Consider the following 3,929-nt stretch of genomic DNA (forward strand, 5'->3'; position numbering starts at 1 on the left):
GTTCGGCCTCGCGGCGGCCGGGGCCTCCATGCCGCGCTCCACCCGGGCCAGCATGCGGGCCCGGTCGGGCCGGTGCGCCTCGCCGGCGTCACGCAGCTGCTTGCGCAGGTCGTCCATCAGTTCCTCCCCCCGACCAGTTCCTCGCCGGCGCGTTCGCCCAGCAGCCGTTGCAGTTCGGCCATGCCCTTGGACGTCTGGCTCTTCACCGTACCGACCGATATCCCCAGGGCCCGCGCGGTCTCCTTCTCGGACAGGTCGAGCGCGTGCCGCAGCACCACACAGGCTCGCTTGCGGTACGGCAGGCTGCGCAGTGCCTGCCGTACGTCCACCACCGCCGCGACGTCCGGACCGTCGGTCCGGTCGGACCGCTGGGACCAGAAGAGGACGTTGCGCCGACGTTCCCGTACCGCGCCGCGGATGCGGCTGCGGGCGAGGTTGGCCACCACGCCGCGGGCGTAGGCGAGGCGGTGCTCGGCGCTGCGTGCGCGGTCCCAGCGGTGCCAGAGCGCGAGGAGGGCGTCCGCCGCCAGGTCGTCGGCCGCGTCCGGCTCGCCCGTCAACAGGTAAGCAAAACGGGCGAGTTGGGCGTGGTGACGTTCGAAGAAGTCGTGGAACTCCGCGGCTGCGTCTGCGACGGCCATGTCCGAGGAGCCTCCCACCGTGTTGTTTCCCTGCCCGTTTCCCTGCCCGCCCCGGCAGAAAGCGCGACGATAGCAGCGCGCTCCGGCGGCTCCGGACGGGGAGACCCCGGCGCCGATCATGCTTGTCGGCCCCGCCGTTCCCACCCGCGCGCCGTACGCTTGCCGCGCGTCACGGCAGCCCGTCCCCCCGCTTCACCGCCCTCCCCTTCCCTCCACTTCCCTCCACGAACGAACGGTTATTCGCATGAGCGCACGCTTTGAGGAGATCGACTGGCGCCCCACGCCGATGGGTGAGATCAGCCTGCGGCGACGCCGGGACCCCTCCTCGGGAGACGACGTGTACGAGGTCAAGCTCGGTGACGAGTTCCTGATGTCCAGCATGTTCACCGCCGGGGAGGTCGCGTTGGCGGACCTCGGCCTCGCGGCGGCGGCAGGCGGGGAACTGGACGTGGTGGTCGGCGGCCTCGGCCTCGGCTACACCGCGGAGGCTGCACTGCGTGACCGGCGGGTGCGTTCGGTGATCGTCGTCGACGCGCTCGGGGAGGTCATCGACTGGCACCGGAAGGGCCTGGTCCCGCTGGGCACGGCGGTGTCCGGCGATCCCCGCTGCCGACTCGTGCGGGGCAGCTTCTTCACGATGGCCGACGACCCCGACGGCTTCGACCCGGAGGCCCCGGCCCGCCGCTTCCACGCCGTCCTGCTGGACATCGACCACTCGCCGCAGCACGTGCTGCACCCCACCCACGCCGCGTTCTACGAACCCGCCGGGCTGCGCCGCTTCGCCGAGCACCTGCACCCCGGCGGGGTCTTCGCGCTGTGGTCGAACGATCCTCCGGAGCAGTGGTTCACCTCCGTGCTGGCGGAGGTCTTCCCGGTTGCGGAGGCGCACGTGGTCAGCTTCGACAACCCGTTGCAGGGCGGCACGTCGACCAACACCGTGTACGTGGCCCGCACCGCGGACGACTGACCCGGGCGGCGGCGCCCGCTTCGAGGAGGCGGGAGCGGCGTTGGCGAGGGGCCCCTGCGGTCAGCCCCAGAGGGTCCGGCCGGCGGTCGCGCCGAGCAGTATCGCAGCGAGTCCGGCCGAGAGGCTCAGCAGCACGTTCACGACGGCGAACACCTTGGCGCCCTGCTCGACCAGTCGCATCGTCTCGTAGGAGAACGTCGAGTACGTCGTCAGCGCGCCGCACAGGCCGACGCCCAGCAGCAGGGCGATCGGAGGGCCGACCGAGCCCGCGGCCACCGCGCCGGCGACCAGTCCGGCGCCGGCGCAGCCGGCCACGTTGACCGTGAGCGTGCCCCACGGGAACACGGAGTCGTGCCGACGCTGCACGGCACGGTCGGTCAGGTAGCGCAGCGGCGCACCGACCATCGCGCCCAGCACCACCAGCAGCCAGTTCACCCCTGCCTCCGTCGTCCGCGCAGGAGCAACCCGCGGGTCACCGCCGCCGCGCTCCAGACCGCTGCCAGCGCCGCGACGAGCGTCAGGCCCAGGTAGGTGACGCCGGCGACCGCGGAGCGCTCCGACAGGAGGTGATCGACGTTCTCGGCGTAGGCGGAGAACGTGGTGAAGCCGCCGAGCACGCCGGTACCGACGAACGGCCGCAGCAGCCGGTGCGACGTCCACACCTCGCTGACCAGCACCATGAACACGCCGATCGCCGCGCACCCGGCGACGTTCACCGCGAGCAGCGACACGGGAAAGCCGGTGGGCGCGTTCGGCCACCAGAGCGTCGCCGCGTACCGTGCCGCGGCGCCGAGGCCGCCGCCCACGGCGACCGCCGCCAGGACCGGTGACTGCCGGCCCAGCGTCGACTCGCGGAGGGCCGGGACGGACGGGTCGTCGTCCGGTTCGGCGGACTCTCCTGCGGGAGGCCGGGGAGTGTTCACCGGCATACCTCCTACTCGACGGACGCCGCACCGGGCGCGCTTCTCCGCAAGCAGGGACCGTTGGCGGCGTGCTCGCCGCGGTTCGGGTACGGCGGGCCCCACCACCGTGCGGCGGACGTCGCCCACCACGGAACCCCAGGTTACCGCCGCTCCGGCGACCGGCGCGCAGGCCACCGGGTGTGCTGCCGGGTGGCCTCCTTGGAGCGGTTTCGCGCACTGGTCTTTACCACTGCGCTCCGGAGGACTTTACTGAGAGCGCTCCCAGAACCGGTGTCCGGCCGGGTGCCCCGGCCGGCCCGCCCCCCAACGAGGAGACCGTTCCATGCCACAACCCCCCACACTCCCCCGACCACCGCGTCGTCGCCGTCGCACCCTGTTCGGCGGCGCCCTCACCGGAACCCTGGCCGCCGCGTTCGCGCTGGCCTCGCCGGCGTCCGCCCTGCCGCCCCCTCCGCCTCTGCCGCAGGACGCGCCCCGCCCCGCCCAGCAGGACTGGCAGGACCCGAGCTGGCAGCAGGACTGGCTGATCCCGCACCACCCCGAGCGGATCGTCGCCCCGATCCGGCTTCCCGGAGGCGACGGCGACAGCGGTCTGCGCCTGACCCTGCCGGCCGGCGCGCAGCAGACACCGGACGGCGGCGCCGAGGTGGGCGCCCGGAACCTGACCGGGAAAGGCTGGTACGGCGCGCGGATGCGGGCCGCCGACTGCACCGGTCAGCCCGATGCCGGGGTGAAGACCGGGCTGTTCACCTACTACAAGGACAAGGGCGACCGGAACGGCAACGGCATCGAGGACAACAGCGAGATCGACATCGAGTTCCTGTGCAGCGAGCCGAACGTCATCCACCTCACGCTGTACACGGACTACCAGCCGCCCTCGGCGCCCGGCGGCGAGCGGATGCGCAAGGTCAACCGGAGCATCGACCTGAGCACCGGTCGCATCATCCGCTCGGCCTGCTACAAGGAGTCGTTCGAGCAGCCCAGTTGCGGCACCTCCTATCCCGGTGAGCACAACCCGTCGACGCTGCCCGCGATCCCCGGCTTCGACTCCGGGAAGGGCTACTGGGACTACGCCTTCCACTGGCACGACACCGGCGTGAACTTCTACCTCTACGACAAGACCCGCAACCGCTGGCAGCAACTCTGGGACTACCGGGGGCCGGTGGACCGGGTGCCGTCGCTGGCCGGCACCTTCCGCCACAACGTGTGGTGGAACGCGGCCTGGAAGGACGAGCGGGGCGGCGGCGGACAGCAGCCCCGCATCAACACCCACGTCGACGTCGACTACAGCTTCTGGCCCAAGCGGTAGCCCCGCAGGCGTCCCGGGCCGGCGACCCTGCCGGCCCGGGTATGCGACCGGTACAGCCGCCGACGCCCCCGCCTGGCAGGGTCGGAGGC

Annotated in this window: 5 protein-coding genes; 2 read left to right on the forward strand and 3 right to left on the reverse strand. The window is 72.5% G+C overall.

Going from position 1 to position 3,929, the window contains the following annotated elements; translation table 11 throughout:
• Positions 1-116 precede the first annotated feature (116 nt).
• On the reverse strand, positions 117-641 hold the full coding sequence (locus tag ACYVE9_RS18245; protein WP_461028948.1) for a SigE family RNA polymerase sigma factor: 525 nt from the start codon (positions 639-641) through the stop codon (positions 117-119).
• A gap of 244 nt (positions 642-885) precedes the next feature.
• Here ACYVE9_RS18245 and ACYVE9_RS18250 point away from each other — a divergent pair, with 244 nt between their 5' ends.
• Positions 886-1,608, forward strand: a complete 723-nt coding sequence (locus ACYVE9_RS18250) for a polyamine aminopropyltransferase (protein WP_461028949.1) — start codon at positions 886-888, stop codon at positions 1,606-1,608.
• Between the two features lie 60 nt (positions 1,609-1,668).
• Here the strand turns inward: ACYVE9_RS18250 and crcB are convergent, their stop codons facing one another.
• A complete protein-coding gene (gene crcB / locus ACYVE9_RS18255; protein WP_461028950.1) occupies positions 1,669-2,043 on the reverse strand; it encodes a fluoride efflux transporter CrcB in 375 nt (124 codons plus the stop codon).
• Positions 2,040-2,537, reverse strand: a complete 498-nt coding sequence (locus ACYVE9_RS18260) for a fluoride efflux transporter FluC (RefSeq protein ID WP_461028951.1) — start codon at positions 2,535-2,537, stop codon at positions 2,040-2,042. The genes crcB and ACYVE9_RS18260 overlap by 4 nt, the downstream gene beginning before the upstream one ends.
• A gap of 316 nt (positions 2,538-2,853) precedes the next feature.
• Between ACYVE9_RS18260 and ACYVE9_RS18265 the strand changes: the two genes are divergently transcribed.
• Positions 2,854-3,840, forward strand: coding sequence for a glycoside hydrolase family 16 protein (locus ACYVE9_RS18265; protein ID WP_461028952.1), 987 nt, complete (start codon positions 2,854-2,856; stop codon positions 3,838-3,840).
• The last annotated feature ends 89 nt before the right edge of the window (positions 3,841-3,929 follow it).

Source organism: Streptomyces sparsus (assembly GCF_054776295.1).

Excerpts from the sequence above, each read along its gene's own strand:
- ACYVE9_RS18245 (WP_461028948.1), bottom strand. The coding sequence starts at position 641 with ATGGCCGTCGCAGACGCAGCCGCGGAGTTCCACGACTTCTTCGAACGT.
- ACYVE9_RS18250 (WP_461028949.1), top strand. The coding sequence starts at position 886 with ATGAGCGCACGCTTTGAGGAGATCGACTGGCGCCCCACGCCGATGGGT.
- ACYVE9_RS18260 (WP_461028951.1), bottom strand. The coding sequence starts at position 2,537 with ATGCCGGTGAACACTCCCCGGCCTCCCGCAGGAGAGTCCGCCGAACCG.
- ACYVE9_RS18265 (WP_461028952.1), top strand. The coding sequence starts at position 2,854 with ATGCCACAACCCCCCACACTCCCCCGACCACCGCGTCGTCGCCGTCGC.